This window comes from Methylocystis bryophila, from assembly GCF_027925445.1.
GTDB classification, from domain to species: domain Bacteria; phylum Pseudomonadota; class Alphaproteobacteria; order Rhizobiales; family Beijerinckiaceae; genus Methylocystis; species Methylocystis bryophila.
This window is the reverse complement of sequence record NZ_AP027149.1, coordinates 2,374,639-2,397,698: the sequence shown is the minus strand read 5'-3', so window position 1 is coordinate 2,397,698 and position 23,060 is coordinate 2,374,639. Positions and strand designations below refer to the sequence as shown.

General features: G+C 64.6%; 16 protein-coding genes and 1 other RNA gene. 7 read left to right on the top strand and 10 right to left on the bottom strand.

Annotation, left to right across the window (positions count from 1 at the left end):
* Positions 1–24 precede the first annotated feature (24 nt).
* The 6 genes from QMG80_RS11210 to QMG80_RS11190 all read right to left on the bottom strand — a co-directional run bounded on the left by QMG80_RS11210 (position 25) and on the right by QMG80_RS11190 (position 3,442).
* Positions 25–978 (bottom strand): tyrosine recombinase, encoded by a 954-nt coding sequence (locus tag QMG80_RS11210; RefSeq protein WP_085772899.1) that lies wholly within the window; start codon positions 976–978, stop codon positions 25–27.
* An 8-nt stretch (positions 979–986) separates the two neighbouring features.
* The gene (locus QMG80_RS11205) at positions 987–1,130 is read right to left on the bottom strand and encodes an oxidoreductase (protein WP_085773831.1); all 144 of its coding nucleotides are present in this window, start codon (positions 1,128–1,130) and stop codon (positions 987–989) included.
* Between the two features lie 98 nt (positions 1,131–1,228).
* On the bottom strand, positions 1,229–1,969 hold the full coding sequence (locus QMG80_RS11200; RefSeq protein ID WP_085772898.1) for a L,D-transpeptidase: 741 nt from the start codon (positions 1,967–1,969) through the stop codon (positions 1,229–1,231).
* Between the two features lie 368 nt (positions 1,970–2,337).
* An RNA gene (gene rnpB / locus QMG80_RS11195) (RNase P RNA component class A) lies at positions 2,338–2,725 on the bottom strand.
* 229 nt (positions 2,726–2,954) lie between these two features.
* Positions 2,955–3,176 (bottom strand): type II toxin-antitoxin system RelE/ParE family toxin, encoded by a 222-nt coding sequence (locus QMG80_RS21720; protein WP_085772897.1) that lies wholly within the window; start codon positions 3,174–3,176, stop codon positions 2,955–2,957.
* A complete protein-coding gene (locus QMG80_RS11190; protein WP_245299976.1) occupies positions 3,173–3,442 on the bottom strand; it encodes a hypothetical protein in 270 nt (89 codons plus the stop codon). The genes QMG80_RS21720 and QMG80_RS11190 overlap by 4 nt, the downstream gene beginning before the upstream one ends.
* A 31-nt stretch (positions 3,443–3,473) precedes the next feature.
* Here QMG80_RS11190 and QMG80_RS11185 point away from each other — a divergent pair, with 31 nt between their 5' ends.
* Together QMG80_RS11185 and QMG80_RS11180 are read left to right on the top strand one after the other, a co-directional pair.
* On the top strand, positions 3,474–3,638 hold the full coding sequence (locus QMG80_RS11185; protein ID WP_199768989.1) for a hypothetical protein: 165 nt from the start codon (positions 3,474–3,476) through the stop codon (positions 3,636–3,638).
* A gap of 86 nt (positions 3,639–3,724) precedes the next feature.
* Complete coding sequence (locus tag QMG80_RS11180; protein ID WP_342586581.1) at positions 3,725–4,291, top strand: DUF4236 domain-containing protein; 567 nt, start codon at positions 3,725–3,727, stop codon at positions 4,289–4,291.
* Positions 4,292–5,283: 992 nt separating this feature from the next.
* On the opposite strand, the gene parE is transcribed toward QMG80_RS11180, so the two are convergent.
* Complete coding sequence (parE, locus tag QMG80_RS11175; protein WP_085772896.1) at positions 5,284–7,302, bottom strand: DNA topoisomerase IV subunit B; 2,019 nt, start codon at positions 7,300–7,302, stop codon at positions 5,284–5,286.
* 409 nt (positions 7,303–7,711) lie between these two features.
* Between parE and QMG80_RS11170 the strand changes: the two genes are divergently transcribed.
* The 5 genes from QMG80_RS11170 to addA are packed head-to-tail and all read left to right on the top strand — an operon-like array spanning position 7,712 to position 19,354.
* A complete protein-coding gene (locus QMG80_RS11170; protein WP_342586554.1) occupies positions 7,712–10,570 on the top strand; it encodes an ATP-binding protein in 2,859 nt (952 codons plus the stop codon).
* Positions 10,567–12,108, top strand: coding sequence for a tRNA (adenosine(37)-N6)-threonylcarbamoyltransferase complex ATPase subunit type 1 TsaE (tsaE, locus tag QMG80_RS11165; RefSeq protein ID WP_085772895.1), 1,542 nt, complete (start codon positions 10,567–10,569; stop codon positions 12,106–12,108). Before QMG80_RS11170 ends, tsaE begins: the two co-directional genes overlap by 4 nt.
* A gap of 25 nt (positions 12,109–12,133) precedes the next feature.
* Entirely contained in the window at positions 12,134–12,826 is a 693-nt protein-coding gene (locus QMG80_RS11160) for a nucleotidyltransferase family protein (RefSeq protein ID WP_085773827.1), read from the top strand.
* 7 nt (positions 12,827–12,833) lie between these two features.
* Positions 12,834–15,920, top strand: coding sequence for a double-strand break repair protein AddB (addB, locus tag QMG80_RS11155; protein WP_085772894.1), 3,087 nt, complete (start codon positions 12,834–12,836; stop codon positions 15,918–15,920).
* The gene (gene addA, locus QMG80_RS11150) at positions 15,917–19,354 is read left to right on the top strand and encodes a double-strand break repair helicase AddA (RefSeq protein WP_245299975.1); all 3,438 of its coding nucleotides are present in this window, start codon (positions 15,917–15,919) and stop codon (positions 19,352–19,354) included. The genes addB and addA overlap by 4 nt, the downstream gene beginning before the upstream one ends.
* A gap of 124 nt (positions 19,355–19,478) precedes the next feature.
* Here the strand turns inward: addA and QMG80_RS11145 are convergent, their stop codons facing one another.
* Genes QMG80_RS11145 through QMG80_RS11135 form a run of 3 tightly spaced genes read right to left on the bottom strand, consistent with a single transcriptional unit; the run spans position 19,479 to position 23,034 of the window.
* On the bottom strand, positions 19,479–20,912 hold the full coding sequence (locus QMG80_RS11145; RefSeq protein WP_085772892.1) for a coiled-coil domain-containing protein: 1,434 nt from the start codon (positions 20,910–20,912) through the stop codon (positions 19,479–19,481).
* A gap of 9 nt (positions 20,913–20,921) precedes the next feature.
* Positions 20,922–21,863, bottom strand: a complete 942-nt coding sequence (locus QMG80_RS11140) for a DUF6384 family protein (protein ID WP_085772891.1) — start codon at positions 21,861–21,863, stop codon at positions 20,922–20,924.
* Positions 21,856–23,034 (bottom strand): cell surface protein, encoded by a 1,179-nt coding sequence (locus QMG80_RS11135; RefSeq protein ID WP_085772890.1) that lies wholly within the window; start codon positions 23,032–23,034, stop codon positions 21,856–21,858. Before QMG80_RS11135 ends, QMG80_RS11140 begins: the two co-directional genes overlap by 8 nt.
* Positions 23,035–23,060 lie beyond the last annotated feature (26 nt).

The window sequence follows — 23,060 nt, the reverse complement described above, 5'->3', positions numbered from 1 at the left end:
GCTGCGCCCTCGCGCGTCTGACTTTCAGGACTGGCTTTCGTCGGCAAGCGGGTGAAGATCACGCACCATCGCCTTCTTCCGCTCGTCGAGCACATGCGTGTAGATCTGCGTCGTCGCGATGTCGGCGTGGCCGAGCAGCTCCTGCACGACGCGCAGATCGGCGCCGTTCTGCAGCATGTGGCTTGCGAAGGCGTGCCGCAAGGCATGCGGATGAACGGCCGCGGCGGGAAGGCCGGCCGCCCCCGCTAGCGCCTTGAGCTCACGCGCGAAAGCCTGGCGCGTGAGATGCCCCTCCTCCGCTTCGGCCGGAAAAAGATAAGGCGAGGCGGCGAGCGCCGGACGCAGCGCCTCTAGCGCCGCGCGGTAATCGCCCAGCGCTTGCTTCGCCGGCGCGCCCAGCGGCGCGAGCCTTTCCCGACCTCCCTTGCCCTTCACCGAGACGAAGGGGTCGCGCGCGCGCGCCACGAGCTTTGGCAAAGACAGCAGCTCGCTGACGCGCAAACCCGTCGCGTAGAGCGTTTCGAGCAGGGCCAAGAGCCGCAAAGTCTTTAGCCTCTCGGCCGGGGAGCTGTCCGGGCTATCTCCTCCCTGGCGGGCTGCGGCCAGCAGGCGCTCGATCTCGGCGGCGCTCAGCACGCCGGGAGCGCTTTTTGCGCGGCGTGGCCCCTCGAGGGAAGCTGCGGGATCGTCACTCCGATGACGATCGACGAAAAGGAATTTGTGGAACTGGCGCAGGGCCGAGAGGCGGCGCGCCTGCGTCGCCGCCGACATGCCGCGATGCTGCAACGCGCCGAGATAGTCGCGCAAATGTTCGAGCGTGGCTGTCGCGGGCTCAGCCCCCGAGCGCGCCAGATGCGCGATATAGTCGGAGAGATCCCGCCGATAGGCGTCGCTGGTGTTGCGCGCGGCGCCGCGCTCGGCGGCAAGCATCTCGAGGAAGCAATCGAGCTGGCGCTCCGCTTTCGTGGGAGCCCGCATGCGCGTCTCTATTTATTGAGCTTCGTCGGGGAGATCGTCTGCGTCATCTCCCGCGGCTCGGGCGTCACAAAGGAGACGAGCGCGAGCATGATCCCATAGGCGATCGCGCCGAGCACGGCGAGAATGGTCAGGAAGCGGACGAGGCTCGGCACGGCGCAAACCCTCTGCAATAGGGGAGTAAAGATCCAGACATCGTATCGCCCGAAGCAGTCCCGAAAGCAACCGCGCATTGCGACGGTGGATCTCTCTCCTACCGTACGACGACGCGCGTGCCGACGTGAACGCGGTTGTAGAGATCCTCGACGTCTTCGTTCATCATCCGAATGCAGCCAGAGGAGACGTTCTGACCGATCGTATCGGGCTCGTTCGTGCCATGGATGCGATAGAGCGACGAACCGAGATAAAGCGCCCGCGCCCCGAGCGGATTATCGGGGCCGCCGCGCATGAAGCGCGGCAGGTCCGGGCGGCGCTTGAGCATCTGAGCCGGCGGCGTCCAATCGGGCCACGCCGCCTTGCGGCTGATCGCCTTCACCCCGGACCATTCGAAGCCCGGCCGCCCGACGCCGATCCCATAGCGGATCGCGCGGCCGCCGCGCTGCACGAGATAAAGATATCGCTCGCCCGTATCGATAACGATCATGCCCGGCGCCGCGCCGGAATAATCGACCTCGGCGCGCCGAAAGGCGGGGTCGACTTCGGTCTGCGCTTCGAGCGCGCCCGGATCGGCGGAGGCGTATTGTGCGCCGGAGGGCCCGCTGCGCCGCAGCGGGCCGGGCTCGGCTTGGCCATCCCCGCCAGTGAACAGCATTTCGAGAAAGCCGCCCCCAAGGTCCGGAGAGGCCTCAGCGACGGGCTCGACGACGGGGTCTGCTTCGACCGCCCGCGACCTCTGCTGATCGTCGTAAAGCCCGGCGACGACCATGGGCTCGGCCTGGGCCGCACTGGCGACGAGGGCTGCGAAGAGGACGAGGAGGGAGGTGCGCGAAAACATGAAGGACGCCGTTTCAGGCGGACGCAGAGGCCCACCGTTGGATCACGCCGCGCTCCGGCCTAACACCGGATCGCCGAAGGCGTGATCGATTTCAGAAAGCCAGAGCGCGTTCTCGGGCGAAAAGGAGAGTTTTTACCCTTTTGCGGCGCACTCGAGAGATATGGTGAATATATACGGTGAATTTTTATCGTAAACTGAAAGCATCTGTTGTGGTTATCAGTCAGTAAACGGCGAACCTACATGGTGAATGCTTTGTTAACATTTATGACGAAGCACGGACGAAGCCGCGGACGGCCGCCAGGTCGCAAGGTCACGCCAAAGCGCCCCGTCTCTGCCGATGCGAGAAGCCGGGGCAAGCTCGGGAGCTGAACGCCAGCCGGCCTATAAGCCGGGTTCTGTATGGCGGACGCAGTCGCCTGCGCCCGCGTGATGGCCATTCCTCTAGGACGACCGTTGCCGGCCGTCTCGAGCAACCAACCCGGGCGACAGCCCGGAGACGGGTTGAAGGTTTTTTAGGCCTTCGGTCGCCCCTATTCGGTCTTGCTCCCGGCGGGGCTTGCCATGCCTCTCGCGTTGCCGTGAGAGCGGTGCGCTCTTACCGCACCCTTTCACCCTTACCGCGCGAGACGCGCGGCGGTTTGCTTTCTGTGGCGCTTTCCCTGGGGTCGCCCCCGCCGGACGTTATCCGGCGCCGTGTCTCCGTGGAGCCCGGACTTTCCTCCGCGCGGGAAGCGCGGCGGCCATCCGGCCGGCTGGCGCGAATGGGATAGGCGCGGGAGGCTGGGGGGTCAATGGGGAAAGGGCGGCAGCCTAAATTGCTGATCGGCATTTTCCGCCAAGCCCGGGGCCTCACGGACGAGGTCATCGACGGCGCCGCCGAGCAAAGAGGTCAGGCTGTCGGCGACCGGAGGAAATCGCGGCTGATCCGCCGCCGCCCGTGAGCAATCCGCAGAATCATCACGACTGTTCCTTCCGCCGCAAGTTCCTAGAAAACGAGGCACGGCGAAACGAGGCAAATCCGCACACGCTCTCCGAGACGAGGACGTGGCGCCCCGCTCGCGGGAAACTCAGCCAAGCGCTCGTAAACGGAATCGAACGCCGCCTCACAGCGGTCGGCGATTTCTGCGCCTGCCTTGACGGCAAGATCATGGAGAATGGCAGCGGAATCGGCGTCCGCTTCAGGCGAGATGACGACCCGCGCCCTCATCTCCCGCGCGAGGCGCGACGGACCGCATTCCGAGCCCGATGCTCTTCGAGCGTGAGAATGTCCCCTCGGGCGATCGACGCACGCGCCTCATCGAGAAGCGGCTTCGCCCACTCGAGATCATCGTGTTCGTCCCCTGAGGCGATTTGGGCGATGCGGTCGTCGATGAGCCGGCGAGCCGCCTCCTCAACCGTGGCGAAGTCTCCCGCCGCAACCTGGGCTTGCAGCCAAGCCTCTTGCTCAGGTGTAAGTGTCAGCGTGATGGGCATGCGCTTTTATACCACAAACACAAATAGGAATATGCGTGCACGCCTCATTGTCGGAAGCGTCAGCGTCATCGCGCATCCCATCGACGACAGCCTGCGCGCTTTCTATGCCCGCTGGGGATTTCAAGACCTCCCTTTCGATCCGCGCCGCGCGATGATGGTGCGCAGGATCGATTTGGAACGCGCCTTTCGCGCCTGAGTTTTGTGTCACAAAGGCTTTCGGAATCAAAGGCTTTTGGCTGCCTCAGAAATCTTGATTTACGCAAACTCTCTAGGCCGTTGCCGATGGATTCAAGGGCGCGAATTGGCCAAAATCGCATTCTAATACTCGGTTGGCGAATGAACGCCGTCCAAAGGCTGGTCGATCAAAAAGTCTGGGAGGGATGCCTGATGGGGTTCAGATATCGAAGGTCCGCGAAACTCGCGCCAGGCATACGGCTTAACATTACGGGGCGTGGAATAAGCAGTGTTTCGATAGGTAAGCAAGGTCTGCATTTGAACATCGGCAAGAAGGGGACTCGACAGACCATTAGTCTACCGGGTTCGGGACTGTCTTACTCCAATCGATCGAGCACTACTCCCGCGCTTGCCACGGGTTTAGCCGTCGGCGGGCTTTTGGCATTATTAATCCATGCGAGCAGGGGCAGTGTGCCTGCTCAAATAGCCCTTGCCATGATCGGCTTTTGTGGTTTGGCATTTTTGATCAGCGTCTCGAATGCTCCACCACAGTCCACGACTGGAGATGCCAGCACAATCAAAGCGACCACAGGTATTTCAAGTGAAAATGCTCTTTCTCTTGAGCAACGTCGCAAACTTGACGAAATATTCCATATAAACGGAGCATCACGATGAAAACGGTTACAGTATATTGCTATGAAACACGTAGTCACAAAACTCAGGAATGGGTTAGATCACGCCGTATGGCGACACAACAATTCATATTGTCTCTTTCTCGCGAAGAGGTTAGGATACTTGATGATTCCGCAGTTGAAATAGACGAATTAATATTGGACAGCAATGGGCAAACGCCTCTTGATTTTGACCCTCGTGCCTGAGCGGCCCTGTTGCATTGATCGTGGCCGGCGGTGAAACTGGCATCACTTCGCGGGGGTGCCCGCCATGTCCGGCTTCAAAAACCGCCGTTCCCCGACCGACACCATTCGGGTCCGCGTCCGCTGGTATTGCAAATGCGGCGTCAGCTACCGCGACCTCAGAATGCCGCCTACGCGAGTCCGAAAGGCAGGGCGGCGCGGATTCGCGGAACTGCCTCTTACGGAACCCTGTGCGCCGCGAAGGAGAATTGCTGCGGCGCGGGCCAAACGCGAAGATTTCGAAATCCGCCTCGTAGCTCCGGCAATTCCGAGCTTCGCATAATCGTTTATCCTCGCAACGCCAGCCCGCTACGACGCTCCCGACAATCCGCTCAGACCCCTGCGCCCATCCTGCCGCTCATGCGAATTGCGGTTGGTCGTTTCCTAACGCGTATTCCCTCAGCCCTTACGGGCTAAGGGAGTCAGACATCTCCAGGGCTCGTCATGGCCGGGCTTGTCCCGGCCATCCACGCCGTGACATCGAGGTTTTCGGCGAGATTTCTGCGAACACGTGGCCATCCTTCGAGACTCGATGGCTATTTCGGGCATTGCGGCTTCGCCAATTAAGCGGTTCCGGGCGAAGCCTGAAAGGTTGAGAATTTCTGGCGATTCCCAGAATACCGCAGCGGGCCGACGTGGATGGCCGGGACAAGCCCGGCCATGACGGCGTTGGAGAGCTTGGAGATGTGCGCATGCCGTAGCCCCTTGCGGGGTAGGGAACGCGCGACACGAGTGAGTCAGCAGGAAACCGCCTCACACATCCAGCAGCTCCGCCGAAAAGGCCGCGTGCTCCTGAATGAAGGCGAAGCGCGCCTCGGGCTTATTGCCCATGAGCCGTTCGACGCAATCGGCCGTCTCTTCCCTCTCCTCGCCGGCGATCATGACTCGCAGCAGCGTGCGCTTCTTGGGGTCCATCGTCGTCTCTTTCAGCTGCTTGGCCATCATCTCGCCCAAGCCCTTGAAGCGCGAGACCTCGACCTTGCCCTTGCCGGTCAGCTCCTTCTTGATCAGCTCTTCCATATGCGCGTCGTCGCGGGCGTAGACGGTCTTCGCGCCTTGCGTAAGCTTATAGAGCGGCGGCACGGCGAGATAGAGATGGCCCTTCTCAATGAGCTTCGGCATCTGCCGATAGAAGAAGGTGATGAGCAGCGAGGCGATATGCGCGCCATCGACGTCGGCGTCGGTCATCACAATGACCTTCTCGTAGCGCAGATCCTCCTCGCGAAAATGCGAGCCGACGCCACAACCCAGCGCCTGCGTCAAATCTTGTAGCTGCTGATTGGCCGCGAGCTTGTCCCTCGTTGCGGAAGCGACGTTGAGGATCTTGCCGCGCAGCGGCAGAATCGCCTGGTTGACGCGGTCGCGTCCCTCCTTCGCGGAGCCGCCGGCGGAATCGCCCTCGACGATGAAGAGTTCCGAGCCGACCGACGTCGTGTTCGAGCAATCGACGAGCTTACCGGGCAGGCGCAGCTTGCGCGTGGCGCTCTTTCTCGCCACGTCCTTCTCGGCCCTGCGCCTCAGCCGCTCCTCCGCGCGCGTGATCGCGAACTCGAGCAGCGCGTCGGCCTGCCGCGGCGCCGCGGCGAGCCAATGGTCGAAGGCGTCGCGCACCGCGCTCTCCACCACGCGCTGCGCCTCGGCGCTCATCAGCCGGCTCTTGTTCTGGCCTTGGAACTCCGGCTCGCGGATGAAGACGGAGATCATCGCCGCCGCCTGCCCCATCACATCCTCGCCCGTCAGATCCTTGGCGCGACGCGACTGGTTCACGCGCTCTGCGTGATCCTTCAAGCCTCGCAGCAGGGCGAGACGGAAGCCCGCTTCATGCGTGCCGCCATCGGGGGTCGGGATCGTGTTGCAATAGGAATTGACGAAGCCGTCCTCATTGACGAGCCAGGCCGCCGCCCATTCGATCGAGCCGTGACCGCCTTCGCGCTCGACCTTGCCGGCGAAGGCCTGCTCGGTGACGAGCTCCTTGCCCTCGATCTCGCGCGCCAGATAATCCTTGAGGCCCCCGGGGAAGCGCAGCACCGCCTCAGCGGGAATGTTCGAGCCCGGCTCGATGAGCTCGGGCGCGCAGCGCCAACGAATCTCGACGCCGCCGAAGAGATAGGCCTTGGAGCGCGACATGCGGAACAATCGCGACGGCTTCCAATGCGCGCCGGCGCCGAAAATCTGCGGGTCGGGCTTGAAGCGCACCTTGGTGCCGCGCTTGTTTTGGACCTTGCCGAGCTTCTGTAGCGGCCCGAGCGGAAGGCCGCGCGAAAACTCCTGGCGATAGTGAAGCTGGTCGATGGCGACATCCACCTCGAGCTTCTCGCTGAGCGCGTTGACCACCGAAACGCCGACGCCATGCAAACCGCCGGAGGTCTGGTAAGCGCCGGAGTCGAACTTGCCGCCCGCGTGCAGCACGGTCATCACGACCTCGAGCGCCGTCTTGTCCTTCATCTTGGGATGCATGCCGACGGGAATGCCGCGTCCATTATCCGCGACGGTGAGCCAGCCGCCCGGCTCCACGGTCACGGCGATGAAGGTGGCGTGGCCCGAGACCGCTTCGTCCATCGCATTATCGAGCACCTCGGCGAAGAGATGATGCATCGCGGCTTCATCGGTCCCGCCGATATACATGCCAGGGCGCCGGCGCACCGGCTCGAGCCCTTCGAGAACCTCGATCGAATGGGCGTCATAGTCCGCTTGTCTGGACTTCGCGGGCTTGCCGGCAGCGGCCGCGCCCTTGCGCGGGCCAGCGCCGAAGAGATCGTCATTTTCGCTCATGACGTCGACTTTAACGCAATTCGCGGTGAATTGGCGCCATGGCGACGCAAGCCCAAACGCGCTGGCGCCATACCTTGGCGCCAACAAGGCGAAGTCCGCAAAGAAACGGAGCCGCTCCTGGAGATTTACGATTCCGTTTTTTGAAAACGCGCTTTACATTGGGGTGATTCGGGCGGGGGCCGCAGGATCGCTGTTTGTTCTCCGCGGCCGGCGTCAAGCCCGTCGTCGGCGACGTCGTCCCAGTCTCTGGACGCGCTCGCGCGTGAGCGGCATAGGCGTTCGTGGAGGCGTGCCTCAAAACGACCTCGGAGAACGGACCCGAATGATCTCGCAGCGAGACGCGCGCCGACGCGATTGGCGAATCGTAGGGCGATTGGCGCTTCTCGACTCCCCTCGGCGCGGGCGACGCTTGTCACTCCTCCTTGCCGCCTGCGGCTGGACGAGCCGCGCCCAGGCGCAAGACCTCCGGGCTATCGTAGAGCTTACGCCGGGAGTCGAGCTCTACGGCGCCACGCTCACCTTGGGCCTGGCGCTGATTTCGGTCTTTCTCGCCCTCGCATACATTGCCGAACGAAAGCATTGGCGGCGCCGCGAGTCGCATCTTGTGGCAAGTCTCGAGCAGACCCGCGCGCAACGCGATCGCGCCGAGCTTTTTCTCTCCGTCGACCAGCAAGTCTTCATCGCTTGGGATGGTCCTTCCGGCGAGCCGGAGATCGAAGGCTCCCCGCAGCGGCTCCTCGACGCCTCCCCCTCGCAGGGCATCCTCGATTTCAGCTCCTGGCTCACGCCTGCGGCCGCCGAGGCGCTCGACGGAGGCGTCACGCGGCTGCGCCAGCGTGGAGAAGCTTTTCACATTGCGCTCGCCGGCGTCGCCGGGCGGCGATACGACGCCGACGGGCGCGCGGTCGGCGGACGCGCCATGCTGCGGCTGCGCGAGGTCTCCGGCGAGCGGCGCGAGCTCGATAGCCTGCGCGAACGCTGCGCGGAAATCGAAGCTTATAGCGAGGGACTCCTCGCCCTGCTCGAGGCGTTGCCGACTCCTGTCTGGCTGCGCGACAACGCCGGCCGAATCGTGTTCGTCAACAAAGCTTATGCGCAGGCCGTGGAGGCGCGAGACGCCGAGGACGGCGTGGAACGACAAGTCGAGCTGCTCGATGAGCCGGCGAGAGCCGCCTGCGCCGAGGCGCGCGCGAAAGGCGCTCTCTGGCGCGACGAGATCACGGCTGTCGTCGGCGGCGAAAGACGACGCCTTTGTGTGATCCAGGCTCCCTTTCTCAAAGGCGCCGCGTCGATCGCCTTCGACCGCCAAGAGATCCTGAACCTGCGCGCAGAATTCCAAAAGCAGAAGGACTCCCACGCGCGCACGCTAGACCAGCTGCCGATCGCGGTCGCGATCTTCGACGGCTCGCAACAGCTCATCTACCGCAACGCCACCTATGAGAAGCTGTGGCGCCTCTCGCCGGTCTTCCTCGACGCCCGGCCCTCGGACGGCGAGATCCTCGATCGGCTGCGGCTTGCGCAGCGGCTTCCCGACGAAGGCGATTTTCGCAACTGGAAGGCTCGTCTTCTCGAGGCCTATCGCTCGCCCGAGCAGCTTCAGCGCCTCTGGCACATGCCCGACGGTCGCACGATCTGCGTCACGATCATGCCCTGTCTGCAAGGGGGCGTGACCTATCTTTATGACGATATGACCGAGCGCTATGATTTGCAGTCGCGGTTCAACGCGCTCTACCGAATGCAGAAGGAGACGCTGGACACTTTGCGCGAGGGGGTCGCGGTCTTCGGCGCCGACGGTCGCCTGCGATTTGGAAACCCGGCCTTCGCCTCGCTGTGGCGGCTCGCGCCGAGCCTGCTCACGGAAAAGCCGCGCTTCGAGGCCATCGCCGAAAACTGCGGCGCTCTGCTGCACAAAGGCGACTCCACGTGGAGAGACCTGCGCGGCGTCGTGACAGGCCTTGGCGAGTCGAGAGCGGGCTTCACGCGCCGCGTCGAGCGCAACGACGGCCTCGTCCTCGATCTCAGCGTGCAGCCGCTGCCGGAGGGCGCGAGCCTCCTGACCTTTGTCGACGTCTCCGCCGACGTGAACGTCGAACGGGCTCTTACCGAACGCAACACGGCGCTGCTCGCCGCCGAGAGGCTGCGTAACGACTTTATTCACCATGTCAGCTATGAGCTGCGCTCCCCGCTCACCAACATCAATGGTTTCGTGCATTTGCTCGGCGAGGAATCGACCGGGCCGCTCAACGCGCGCCAATTCGAGTATTTAGGCTACATGCGCAAATCCTCGGACGCGCTGCTCGCTATTGTCGACGACATTTTGGATCTCGCGACAATCGACGAGGACGCCTTGGAGCTCGAGATCGAGGACGTCGATCCACGCGCGGCGATACGCGGCGCGGTGGAGGGCGTGCAGGACCGGCTCGTGGAAAACCAGATCGAGCTGCGCATCGTCGAAGCCGACGACCTAGGGAGCTTCCACGGCGACAGCAAGCGCGTGCGGCAAATTCTTTTCAATCTCCTCTCGAACGCGATCGGCTTCTCTCGTCCCGGCCAGATCGTTACCCTCGCCGCGATGCGCAGGGACGGCGACGTGATCTTCAAGGTCGTGGACAGCGGACGCGGCATTCCGCCCGAAGTGCTCGAGCGCGTCTTCGATCGCTTCGAGTCGCACACCGCGGGCTCCCGCCATCGCGGCCTCGGCATCGGACTCTCGATCGTCAAGGCTTTCATGGACCTGCATGGCGGCAAAGTCCTGATCGACTCCGCGCTGGGCGAAGGCACGGCAGTGACATGCGTCTTTCCCGGCGAGGAGCGCGCGCTCGACGCGCCCTCGGAGTCGAAGGGCGAGCTTGTCTCCGCGAAACGACTGATTGACGCCGCAACCCAAGCAGTGCGAGGCGAAGCCGAGAGCAGGGGCGTGAAGCTGCGCGTGCTTCCAACAATCACGGATGAAGACATCCATTGCGACGAGAGCGATGTGAACCGGGCGCTGGAGACCTTGCTCCGCGGCGCGCTCGCTTGCGCCGGCGCCGGAGAAGCCATAAGTTTCGCGGCGCTGCGCCGCGAGGGCGAAGTCGCTTTCAAGCTCTCCCATCGCCATGCGGTCCAGGAGAGCGACGCCGCGCTTAGCGAGGCGCGGGCTATCGTCGAAGCCAACGGGGGCAGGATGCAGGTCGATTTTGCCGCTGGCGAAGGCGTCGTGATCAGTTGCGTGTTCGCGAGCTGCGTCGGAGAAGCCGATCAGACGACGCGAAGCGAGTCGCAATGAACGACGACGCCACGCAGAGCGTATGGCGCATCGAGGCGGACAGCGAGGCGGCGACCGCAGCGATCGCCGCCGACCTCGCCTCATTGCTGAGGGGCGGCGACGTCGTCGCCTTGAGCGGCGAGCTCGGAGTCGGCAAGACCGCCTTCGCTCGCGCGCTCATCCGCGCGATCGCCAAGGACCCGACGATCGAAGCGCCGAGCCCTAGCTTCACCTTGATGCAGGTCTATGAAGGCGATTTCGGAAAGATCGTGCACGCTGACTTTTATCGCATCGAAGCCGTCCACGAGCTCGCCGAGCTCGGTTGGGAAGACGTCGTGCAGGATGCGATCGTGCTCGTCGAATGGCCGGAGCGCTCCAAGGAAATCATGGACGCCGACCACCTCGACGTGGCGTTGAGCTATGCAAGCGAAATCGGGCCTAATGCGCGCATGGTGACCATCTCCGGTCACGGCGCCTTCGCGAAGCGCCTGGAAGCGTTCAAATCATTGCGTGAGTTTCTGCGCCAAGCCGGCTGGGATGACGCGCATCGCGCCTTCCTGCAAGGGGACGCTTCCTCGAGGTCATACGAGACCATGCGGAAGCCAAACGGCGAAAGCGCGATCCTGATGATCTCGCCGGCTCGCCCAGACGGTCCGCCCATCCGTTTCGGCAGGTCATACAGCGCCATCGCGCGCCTCGCCGAGAGCATCCGCGCTTTCGTCGCGGTCGCCGAAGGCCTCGCGGCGCAGGGCTTCTCCGCGCCGAAGATCATCGCGCGCGACCTCGACGCCGGTCTCGCGATTGTCGAGGATCTCGGACGCGAAGGCCTCGTCCACGCGGAAGGCCCCATTCCGGAACGGTACGAGTGGGCGATCGAGGCGCTCGCGATTCTGCATTCGCGCTCGCTGCCGACAGTGCTGCCGCTCTCCGACGGCGGAACCTACCGGATTCCTCCCTATGACATCGACGCGCTCCTGATCGAGGTTGAGCTGCTTCTCGACTGGTACGTCGATCGGGCCGCCAAGACGATCGTCCCCTCGGGAGCGCGCGCTGTCTTCATCAAGCTCTGGCGGCATGCGCTGAACGAATGCTGCACCGCCGGCACGACCTGGACGCTTCGCGACTTCCACTCCCCCAATCTTCTCTGGCTGCCCGGGCGCGAGGGCGTGCAGCGCGTGGGAATGATCGATTTCCAAGACTGCGTCTTAGGCCATCCCGCCTATGACGTGGCCTCGCTCGCCCAGGACGCGCGAGTCACCGTTCCCGACGAGTTGGAGCTACGCCTGATCGCCTCTTACGCAAGGAAGCGCCGCCAGCTCGACGAAAGCTTCGAGATGACGAGCTTCGCCAGGGCCTACGCGATTCTCGGGGCGCAGCGGGCGACGAAAATTCTTGGCATCTTCGCGCGCTTGGATCAGCGCGACGGCAAGCCTCAATATCTTGCTCACATGCCGCGCGTCCAACGCTACCTGCTGAAAGGCCTGCGCCATCCCGCCCTCCAAGACATAGCGCGCTGGTATGCGACCCACCTTCCCCACCTCTTCGCCAATGACGCCTGAAGCCGTCAGCCTGCCCCAAGCGGCGATGGTGTTCGCTGCGGGTCTGGGAACCCGCATGCGTCCGCTGACCGAAACCACGCCCAAGCCCTTGGTCCAGGTGGGTGGGCGGCCGCTTCTCGACCATGTGCTCGATCAGCTCTCCGGAGCGGGCGTGGCGAAAGCGATCGTGAACGTGCATCATCTCGGCGACCAGATCATCGCGCATCTCGCGGCCCGGCGATCGCCCGACCTCGTCATTTCGGACGAGCGCGCAAAGCTGCTGGACCAAGGCGGCGGGATCAAAAAGGCGCTGCCGCTGCTGGGCTCCTCGCCGTTCTATATCTGCAACACCGACGCCTTCTGGCGCGAGGAGGGCGCGGAAAACATCAGGGCCCTGGCGCGCTTCTATGACGCCGAAAGAATGGACGCCGCGCTTCTGCTCGCCGAAACCCAGAGCAGCCTCGGCGTCGATTGGGATGGGGATTTCGAGATCGACGCATCCGGTCGCCTTCACCAACCTCCCGGACGCCGCCGCTTTGTTTATACGGGCGTCGGCATATTGGCGCCCCGGCTCTTCGAGAATATTGCGGAAGAGGTCTTCAAATTATCGCCTTTCTTTTTCGATGCGGCCAAACGAGAGCGCCTTTTCGGTCTGCCGGCGCGCGGGCTTTGGATGCACGTCGGCTCCGTCGCCGCGATAGCGGAAGCCGAGCGCGCGCTGAGCGCCAACGCTCCTTAGGCTTGCGATGGCGCGGCACGTCTTCACGATCGCGCCGGGAGCACCTTTTCTGGCGACCTTCGTTGCGGCGCTGCTCGAAGGCAAGATCGTCGAAGGGGTCTCCAGCACGATCGCGCCCCTCGATCTCGCCCGCATTTCAATCTTCACGCCGACGCGCAGAGCGGCGCGCGCGCTTGCCGTGGAACTCGCGCTCAAGCTCGACCGGCCGGCCGCGCTGCTGCCCCGCATCCTGCCGCTCGGCGCGCTCGACGAGATCGAGAGCGCGGCGCTTCTTTCCTTCGAGGCCGAGGCGTCCTTTGACGCATTCGCGCCGACGATCGATGAGATCGACCGCCGCTTGACGCTCGCGGAATTCATCCTCGCCTGGGCCCGCGCGCTCAAAGGCGCGGTCGTTTCTCCAGACGGCGCGGGCCTCGGTGAAGCGGTCCTCATCGCTCCCACCGCGGTCAACGCCTGCGCGCTCGCCAAGGAGCTCGGCGCGCTCATCGACGAATTCGTCATCGAGGACGTCGAGACAGAGAGCGTTCTTGGCTGCGTGGACGAGTCCTTCGACCGCTACTGGGCGATCACGCGCGACTTTCTCGGGATCGCGCTGCGCCAATGGCCCGCGCTCCTGGAGGAACGTGGCGCCGCCGATCGCACGGCGCGCGCCAAGGCGCTGCTCGAGACGCAAATCAGGGCGATCTCCGCCGGAAGCTGGACCGAGCCCGTCATCGCGCTGGGCTCGACCGGCTCCAATCCGACGACCGCGCGGCTTCTCGCCGCGATTGCGCAAAAGCCGCGCGGCGCCGCGGTTCTGCCCGGCCTCGATCAGGACATCGATGACGAAGGCTGGCGTCACATCGGCGATGCGATCGGCGAAAGGGGCGAACCGGCCTTCACCCATCCGCAATCGATGTTGAAGCGTCTGCTGCGCCAGCTCGGCGTCGAACGCGCCGAAGTCAAGCCGCTCGGGGACGCTCGCACGCCGCTCGCGGCGCGGCGCCGCTTCGTGTCGCAGGCGCTGCGTCCCGCCGACACCACACAGATGTGGCGAGGCTTTCGGGAGGCGCTCGGCGCCGAATTCCCTGCAGCGCTCGAGGGCGTGAGCCTCGTCGAAGCCCCGGATGAGAATCTGGAGGCGCTGGCGCTCGCACTGTTCATGCGCGAGGCGCTGGAAACGAAGGAGCGCACGGCAGCGCTGATCACGCCGGACCGGCAGGCGGCTCGCCGGGTTTGCGCCGAGCTTGCGCGTTTTGGAATCGAAGTGGACGATTCCGGCGGCGCGCCGCTCGCCTCGACGCCGCTCGGTTCGCTCGCCAGGCGCCTCGCCGCCATGACGGAAGACGGCGCCTCCTGCCTCGACGCCGCCGCGCTGCTTTCGCATTCGCAAACGCGCCTCGGCCTCGCGCGCTCAGAGATCGAGGCGCTTCTCCCTTTTGCCGAAGCAGCCGTTCTGCGCGTCGTCCCGGAGAGCGGCGAGACCTTCGCGGCAAGAGCGGCGCGCGCGCGCGACATGGCGCAGGCGCCCGGCGCCCATCCCATGGCGCAGCGCGTCAATGATGTGCAATGGAAGGCGATCGAAGATCTTTTTGCAAGGCTCGACGACGCCTTGGCGCCGCTCGCGGCTCTACCTCGCAAGTCGAAGCTTGCGGCGCGGGTCGAAGCGCTCGCGCGCGCGCTCGAAGCCGTGACAGTAAGCAACGAAGCCGGCGATCTCGGAGGCGCAGAAGAGCTGCTCGAGCTCTTCGATCGGCTTCGAAGCCCCGGAGCAAGCCTCGAGTTCGACGCAACGGGCTTCGCGGCGTTGCTCGACGCCTTGCTCTTCGAAGCGACGGTGCGCGGTCCGCGCCGCGCGCATCCGCGTTTGAAAATTCTCGGCCCCCTCGAAGCGCGCCTCATGGAGGCCGATCTCGTGCTGCTCGCCGGTCTCGACGAAGGCGTCTGGCCGCCGCAAGCGGAAACAGGCGCCTTTCTCAACCGCGCGATGCGCGAGGCGCTGGGGCTGACCCCGCCGGAGCGCCGCATCGGCCAGAGCGCCCATGACTTCGAGATGGCGCTGGGCGCCCCTTGCGTGGTGCTGAGCCGCGCGCTGAAGCGCGATGGATCGCCAACGGTCGCCTCCCGCTTTCTGACGCGGCTCGAGGCGCTCGCCGGCGACGACTTCGCGCCCTGCAAGGCGCGCGGCGAGGCGATGCTCGCGATCGCCAAGGCGCTCGACAGGCCCGATGCGATCGAGCCTTGCAAGCGGCCAGAGCCGAGACCGCCAGTAGCGCTGCGCCCGACGCAGCTCAGCGTCACGCGCATCGAGAGACTGCGCCGCGATCCTTATTCGCTTTATGCGGAGCGCATATTAAAGCTCACGCCGCTCGATCCTTTCGGCGGCCAAAGAGGCGCGCGGGAGATCGGCACGGCCGTGCATGAAACGCTCGCGAGTTTCGTGCAAGCCCAGCCGACAGGCCCTTTGAGCGCGGACGCCGACGAGCGTCTCCTGGCGCTCGCGCAAGAAAAATTTGCGCCTTTCCTGACTGATCCCGATTTCAAAACTTTCCGCTGGCCGCGCCTGGTGGAGGGACTGCGACAGATGCTGCGCTTCGAGCGAAGTCGTCGCGAGGCGGCGACAAAGATTTATGTGGAGGAAAGAGGCGAATGGCGCTTTCCTCTTTTCGACGGAACGGAGTTCCGCCTCACCGCCGTCGCCGACCGCATCGAGATCGACGCCAAGGGCGCGGCCTTCGTCTTCGATTACAAGACAGGCGAGCCTCCGAGCGACAAGCAGGTGCATGTCGGATTTGCGCCGCAGCTCACCCTCGAAGCCGCGATGCTCGAAGCCGGCGCTTTCGAGGGCGTCGGCAGGCGCGAGGTCGAAGGCGCCGCCTATGTGCGGGTGCGCGGCGACGGCGACGCGCGATGGATCAAGCCCAAGAATGGCGCTCGCTTTCGCGAGCTCGTCATCGAGCACCGCATACAGCTCAAGACGCTGCTCGAACAGTTCCGCGATCCGAGCCGCTCTTATCCCTCGCGTCCCTTCGTCGCCTTCGCCGGGCGCGACGGCGACTATGATCATCTCGCTCGCGTCAAGGAATGGTCGCGCGAAGGCGGAGACGAGACGTGAGTCGACGACCCATCCCCGCCCAGACGCGGAGCGCGCAGGCGCGCGCGTCAGACCCCGAGCTTTCCGCCTGGGTGTCCGCGCATGCGGGCTCCGGCAAGACTTATGTGCTGACGCAGCGCGTCGTGCGTCTCCTGCTCGAAGGCGTTCCACCCTCGCGCATCCTCTGTCTGACCTACACCAAGGCAGCGGCGGCGAACATGGCGAAGCGCATCTTCGACGTGTTGGCCGAATGGGCGTTGCTCGACGACGCCGCACTCGACGCGGCCGTAGCAGCCGTTGCAGGCCCAAGACTCGACCCAAGGACACGCGATTTCGCGCGGAAGCTTTTCGCGCGCGCCGTCGAGACCCCAGGCGGCTTGAAGATCCAGACGATTCACGCCTTCTGCGAACGCCTCTTGCACCGCTTCCCCTTCGAGGCGAATACGCCGGCAGGCTTCCGCGTGCTGGACGAGATCGAGCGCGCGGAGCTCCTCGTGCGCGCGCGGCGCGAAACCCTAAGCCGCGCCATGCGCGAGAACGGCGCCTTGATGGAAGCCGCACGGCTTGTGGCGCGCGAGACGAATGAGGGGGACTTCAGCGATCTTCTCAACGAGTTGCTCAAGGCGCGCGCCCTGCTCATGGACGCCGCGAGCGAGGCGGGCGCAAAAGCGCTGCGCCGACGGCTCGGGCTCGAAAGCAACGAGACTCTCGCTTCGATCGAGGACGAAATGCTCAGCGGCGGCCTGCCCATCGCTTCTTGGCCGGGAATCGCCGAAAGACTGCGTCAAGGCAGCGATAATGACGCGAAGCTCGCCAAGCAATTGGAAAAGGCCATCGCGCGCGCCCCCGACGCTGCGGCGCTCGACGACTATCTGCCCGTCTTCCTCACCCAAAAGCTGGAGCCGCGCGGAAACGGCGACAAGAAGATCATCACCAAGGGGCTCCGCGTGGCTGACCCCGCGCTATTGGAACTGTTGGAGACCGAGCGCGACCGCGTCGCGGCGCTCCTCGAGAAGCGAAACGCGGGACGCGCGTTAGAGCGCTCGCTCGCGCTCAACCGACTCGGCGGCGAAATCATCACGGCCTATGAAGCGTTGAAAGCTGGCCACGGCCTGTTGGATTTCGACGATCTGATCCTGCGCGCGCGGGATTTGCTAAGCCGCTCATCCCCCTCCTGGATCCTCTATCGGCTCGATCATCAGATCGGCCATGTGCTGGTCGACGAAGCGCAAGACACGAGCGACGAGCAGTGGGAGATTCTGGCTGCGCTCGTCGCGGAGTTCGCGCGGGAGCAAAATCCCACGCGACGTCGCACGCTCTTTGCGGTGGGCGACGAGAAGCAGTCGATATTTTCATTCCAAGGCGCCGCGCCCGAGAAATTCGATGCGATGCGGCGCGCCTTCGAGAGCCGATTCATGGCCGCGGGTCTTCGCTTCGAAAGCGTGCGGCTCGCCCTCTCCTTCCGCTCCTCGCCGGAGATTCTCAAAGCCGTCGACGCCGTCTTCGCCAGAGCGGAGAATCGTCGCGGTCTCTCCTTCGATCCCACCGAACCCGCGCCGGAGCATATCGCCTGGAAAAGCGACTCGCCTGGTCTCGTCGAGATTTGGGAGCCGATCGGCCCCGATAAAACGGAGGCGCCTTCGGATTGGCGTCTGCCGCTCGACTATGTCGCCCCGAACGATCCCGCCGCGACCTGCGCGCAAAGAGTGGCGAAAAGAGTCAAGCGGCTGCTTGACGATGCGGGAGGCGAATGGGTCGAGAGCGAAGAAGGCCCTCGGCCGATCGATGCCGGCGACATTCTCATTCTCGTGCGCAAGCGCGACACCTTTTTTGAAGCCGTCATCCGCGCATTGAAAGCGGAACATATTCCGGTCGCGGGCGCCGATCGTCTCGATCTCGCATCTCATATCGCGGTGATGGATCTGTGCGCGCTAGGCCGCGCCGCGCTGCTGCCGCAGGACGATCTGACATTGGCGACGTTGTTGAAGTCGCCGCTCATTGGGCTCGAGGACGACGATCTCATCGCGCTCGCGCCGCGACGCGACGGCGCGCTCATCGACGCGCTCAGCCATTCTCCCAGGCTCTCGCATCAGGCGGCGGCGCGTCAAATCGACGAGTGGCGCCAATCGGCTGCGCATCTCTCGCCTTTCGATTTCTATGCGCGGGCGCTCGGCGCGGAAGGCGGACGCAAGCGCCTTGTCTCGCGGTTGGGATTCGAAGCCAATGACGCGATCGATGAGTTCTTGAGGCTCGCGCTCGCCTTCGAGCGCGAAGAAGCCAGCGGGCTGATCGGATTTCTCGCCAAGATCGAGACGCTCGACATTTCGATCAAGCGCGACATGGAAGCGGCTGGCGGCGCCGTGCGTGTGATGACCGTCCACGCCGCCAAAGGGTTGGAGGCGAAGATCGTCTTCCTTCCGGACACTTGCGGCGCGCCGAGCGGACGTTTCGATCCAAAGGTCTTCACCCTCGACGACGAGACGGCGGGGACGCCGAGCCTGCTCTGGTCGCCGCGTAAGGATTGCGACCCGCCCGCCGCGACCAGAGCGAGGGAAAAGCTGCGCGAGGCGGAGCAGGACGAGCATCGCCGCCTCCTTTACGTGGCGCTGACCCGCGCCGAAGAACGGCTGTATATCGCGGGCTTCCACGGCGAGCGCGGCATGGCGGATGGATGCTGGCACGCGATGATCCGCGCAGCGCTGGCGGAGGGCCTCGAAGAGGCGGCCGACCCGCTCGACGCAGAGCGGCGCATCTTGCGCAGCCGCAATCCGCCCGCCACGCGCAGGCTTCATGAGCGCCCGGAACCGCCGCCGCCCGCGGCGCTCCCCGCCTTCGCGCTCACGCCCGCGCCGCAAGAACGCGGAAAAGAGCCGCCGCTGCGGCCGTCGAGCGCGCTCGCCGGCGCCGACGACCTGTTGTCCTTCTCGGCCGACTCGGCGACGCGCCGGGAGGGGGAAGCGCTGCTGCTCGGCAAGCTCACGCATGCCATGCTGCAGCATTTGCCGCAGCTCGCGAGCGCGGAACGCCTAAATTCCGCATTGCGCTTCCTCGCGCTGCGCGCGCCGCGCATTGACCCGGCGCGTCGTGAAGAAGCGGCGCGCGCCGCGATGCGCGTGCTGGAAGACGGGTCGCTGGCGCCGCTGTTCGGTCCCCAATCAGCGCCCGAGGTGGACATCGTCGCGCGCGTGGATACGCCTCTCGGAAGGCGCGAGATCGTCGGGCGCATCGATCGCTTCGCCGTGACGGACGAGGAGATCTTGATCGCCGATTTCAAGACGGGGCGACCCCGCGCAAAGCCCCTGCCCTCGGAGCTTCGTCAGCTCGCGCTATACCGCGCCGCGGCGAGCGCGTTGCATCCCGGCAAGTCGGCGCGCTGCATGCTGATCTTCACGCGCGACGCGAGCGTGGTCGAGCCCGCAGCGGCGATTCTCGACGCGGCGCTGGCGGCGCATTAGAGCGCGATGCGAAAAAGTGGAAACCGGTTTTTCGCACAAATCGCGCTCTAAACTTTTAGAACCGATCACGCTGCGTTCAGGCGGTTCCGCCTGAACGCAGCGTGATCTAGGCGGGGAATGAACTCTAAAACGACCCCCCGGTCGAAAAATCGTCGCCGCCGCCGCCCATCGACCCGCCGTCGTCGAGTCCTCCCGGAAAAACTGGACCCGAAGACCGGCCGCCGCCCCAATCGGACGGCTGCGCCCAGCCATCGTCGCGCGGTCCCCAGCCCGACTGCGGTCCGCGATAGCCCTGTTGCATCACTTGTCCGAGCACGGCGCCTTGGATCACGCCCTTTAGAATGCCGCCGAGGACGTCGTGGATCGAGGCCTCGTTGCCGAAACCGCCGCCCGGGTTGTTATAGCCGCGTTGCAGGAACTCAGCCCTCGCGCGCTCGATCTCGGCGCGCCTTTGCGCCGCTTCGGAGAGACTGCCCCGCAGCTGCCCGACCTGCCGATCCGCGCTGGCGATCCCCTTGGTCAATTGGTCGATCTTCTCGACGATCGCCCGATCCTCGTCGCTCTTGGTGCGCGCCGCCTCGCGAAAGAGCGTGGCGATGTCGTCGCGCGAGTCGTTCTCGACCATGAGATCGATCGCCTGAGCGTAGACGCCCTTCTGGCCGTTGTCCGCGACAGCTCGATATTGCGCCTCCGCCGCCTCGAAGCTCTGATGCGCGCGGGACACCTCGGCTTCCGCGGCGTCAAGCGCCGCCTTGGCGTCGGCGGCCTTCTTCTGCAAGGGCGCGCCGCCCGCGGCCGCGGTCTTCTCCTGCTGGAAGGCCGCGACCCTTTGCTTGGCCGTCGTCAGCGCCGCGGCGAGATCCTCGACATGCGCGCGCAGTCGCGCCGGGATCTCGTTCAGCATCGCGTAATTGGCGCGCGCCTCGCGATAGTTCACGAGCCTCGCGACCCACTCGTCAACGAGCCGAATGAGGAAGATGGAAGCATAGCTGGACGTTCCCAGCCGGCGACGCCAAAGATACATGAACAGCGGGTCGCTCTCGTAGGGAATTTTCTTCTTCTCGCGGTCGTCCTCAGCTTGCTTCGCCTTTTTGTCCGCCTCGTCGTGCGTGTTTTGCGCCGTCTCCAATTCCGTCTTCAAGGCGAGCCAGCCAGGGTCGGCGGCATAGCGGGACGCGACGTCCGCCTCAAAAGTCTTGAGCGCGCGCACCGCCGCCTCCAGCGTCGCCGCGCAACCATTACGCGCGGCCTCGGCCGAGAGGATCGCCTGATGCGCGTCGTCCCGCCGCCGCGACGCCGCGCTGACCTCAGCGCGCGCGCGCTCCAGCAGCCCCTTGACTCGCTGCTCCGCGGCGTCGAGATCCCTGGCGAGCGCGCCGCTCTGGAGGAGCTTGAACTTCAGGCCCGCCAGCGCCTTCAGCTGATTGAGCCGCTCCTGGCGCAGGCGCGCGGCATCGTCCGAAGCTGCGCGCAGCGCCGAGTCGAGACGCGCCTCCTCGTTTCGAATCTGCGCATAGACCTGATCGATCGATTGCTGCGCCTCAAAGCCCGACAGCATTCTCGCGCCTCACCACTTGGTTAACGTGCCGCCGATGACCGGGATCGTATAGTCGAGATCGAGATAGCCGCGCTCTTTCTTGGCCACGATATTGCTCTCGATGATGCCGGTCTGCCGCTTCTCGGCGGCGACGCGTTCGTAAGTCTGACGGCTGACGCGCAAGCCCCATTTGTCGACTGTGCTCAACTGGCCCGTCTCTTCGTTCATGATCTTGCGCGGCAGGACCTGCCCGTCCGGCGTCACCGCCTCGACGATCAGATAGTCGTTGCGGCCCTCCGGATTGTTGGGTGGCCGTCGCCAGACGCCGCTCGCCTCGCCGCGCCGGTTGACGATACGCAGCACATAGACGGCGCGCAGCTCGCTCAGCAGCGCCGCCATGTCGGCGATGGCCTTCCGGGCGCCGCTCAAGTCCCGGCGTTCGAGCGCCGCCCTACCGTCGGCAAGAATCTGCGCGGCCGCCTTCTTCGCCTGCTCGACTTTCGACTCGCGCATTACATCCGCGAAGTCGTCGTTGAGCTCTTTCGGCAAGGTGACGGTGATCTCTTGCGCCTCTCTGGCTCGAGCCTGCTCTTGCGGCTGCGTCACCAGAAAGTAATGACCTGCGGCGAAAGCCGCGAGGAAGGCCACGACGCCGAAAAGAATCCAGCCGTAACGCGCGCGGTCGATCCACATCAACGCGAGCGAGCGCGCGAGGCCCGGCGCAGGAGGCACATAGGAGAACCGCTTCTCGCGCAGCGCCTTGACGCCCTCCTGAAGCACCTGGTCGGAAACCTGAATCCCCTGCCCCTTGTAAATTTCGCGCAGACGTTCGATGAGCGCCTCGTCGCTGAGGCTCGCGGAAAGCTCCCGCTCGACGACGCGTTGATCGTGGCGCAGCGTATCGACCACATCCATCGCCAACATCAGGTCGTCGAGCTTGGGGCTTTGCGCCGCCGTCGCCGCGTCAGACATTGAGGCCGTAATTCTTGCCGTCGAGGATCAGTTTCTCCACGCGCTTGCGGCCGTCCTCGACCGCCGCCTCGATCTCATGCGCGTTCTGCGTGGAGAGCTTGCGCATCTCCTGGACGATGCCGAAGGTCTTTTCTTGGAAATTGGTGATCGAGTCGACGAGCTTCACGACGGCGTCGGAGCGGATGGTCGGCCCGTAACCGGCGCGCAACGCCGCCTCCTGCACCTTGTCGCCAAGCTCGGAGAGCACCTCGATGCTGCGCGAGACACCTTCCTTCATCGTCTCGAGCGTCTGCGTCGATTCGTGCAGGCCGGCGAGGCCCGTGAAAGAGGCCTTGAGCGCCGTCAAAACCGAGTCGTTGGTTGCGAAGAAGCTCACGGCCTGCGCATAGACACGCTCCTTGGCGCTCGTCGTCTGATTGAGCCGCGCCATGATCACTTCCGACGTGTTGTAGCCAATCGTCAAATTGTCGGCGAGATCCTTGGCGATCTGATAACGCTTGTCCTCGTCCTGCACCCCGCGCAGCTTCTCGTCGCGGCCGAGCTCCAATCTGGCGCGCTCGGCGAGATCCTCACCCTTATATTGGGAGAGCGTCTCCGCGGCTTTCGCGAGCTGAGCTTTGGCCCCTTCGAGCTTGCCGTCGGCTTCTTTGAGGACCTCGAGCGCCAACACCTGAGCCTGTTTCAAGGCGCCGCGAAAATCTTGATAGGCCTGCAGGATCTTGGCTTCGCGCTCGATCTGGTCCTTCGTGGACCTCGTCACCGCGAGATAAGTCTTGCGAATTTCCTCGAAGCGCGAGGCGATGTCGCCGCGGGCGATCTTCATCCAGACATTCGCCACCCGCTCGAAAAGGTCGATCTTGCCGTCCGCCAATTGGTCGACCATCGCCTTGGAGTCGTCGCGGATCGAATTGAAGGCCTTCGCGATATCCTCGTAACGCTGGCCGATGTCCATCGCCTGCGTCTGGTCGCGGACGACCTCATTGAAGACCTCGGTTTGCGAGAGGGTCCGCGCGATAACGGCGACGCGGTCCTTGTCGAGCTCGGTGATCTGGTCGAGAAGCACGTTGATCGGCGTGAAATCCACTTTCGGCGGCATGATGCCGAGATCGCGCAACGCGCCGGTGGCGCGATCGAGATATTGGATCGGTGTGCCCGCCGGAGGAGTGTTCATGACGCCCTCTTATCTCTCGCTGGAAA